The sequence below is a fragment of the Pseudarthrobacter phenanthrenivorans genome (assembly GCF_000813845.1).
In the GTDB taxonomy this organism is placed as follows: domain Bacteria; phylum Actinomycetota; class Actinomycetes; order Actinomycetales; family Micrococcaceae; genus Arthrobacter; species Arthrobacter phenanthrenivorans_B.
Genome location: NZ_JWTB01000064.1, coordinates 1 through 556, shown reverse-complemented (window position 1 = coordinate 556; position 556 = coordinate 1). Strand labels below are relative to the sequence as shown.

Below are 556 nucleotides of genomic sequence, written 5' to 3'. Positions count from 1 at the left end.
GCAGGAACCGTTCGAGGGCATCTTCTCCGGACGACAGCCCGCGGTGGAAGAAGTCAACGGCGCCCGGCCATACCCCCTTCGGCCAGCTTGGTGGTTCCCAGTCCTGGTGTTCGCTGGCGTAGTGCCGGCCGGTGGGTGAGGTCCAGCCGGGTGGTTCGTTTTTGGTTGCGGGGGTGGGTTTCCAGCCGGTGGTGTGGCGGAGTTTGTGGTGTTTTGGGCAGGGTTGTCCCAGGTTGCTGATTCCGGTGGTGCCGCCGTTGGCCCAGGCGAGGAGGTGGTCGGCCTCGTTGTCGAGGGAGTGGTTGCTGCAGCCGGGGAACGGGCACTTGGCGTCGCGCATCCTTAGCCAGGCCCGCATGGCTTTCGTGAGGCGGTAGCTGGTCCTGCCGATCTCCAGCGGCGCCCCGTCCCGCGGGTCCACCAACACCCGGTGGAACGAGCCAGCTCCGTTCGCGATTAGTTCCCTCGCCATGGACGGCGGGACGGGCCCGTACCCGTCCAGCATCGCCGGTTCATCGGCCAGGCCCAGCAACGAGAACACGGGAACCGTGACCAG

At 67.1% G+C, this 556-nt stretch carries 1 protein-coding gene; it reads right to left on the bottom strand.

The genetic code is table 11. The annotated features are described in order from the left end of the window. On the bottom strand, positions 1-556 hold a 556-nt coding region (locus RM50_RS21130), incomplete at both ends, for an HNH endonuclease signature motif containing protein (protein WP_043456343.1).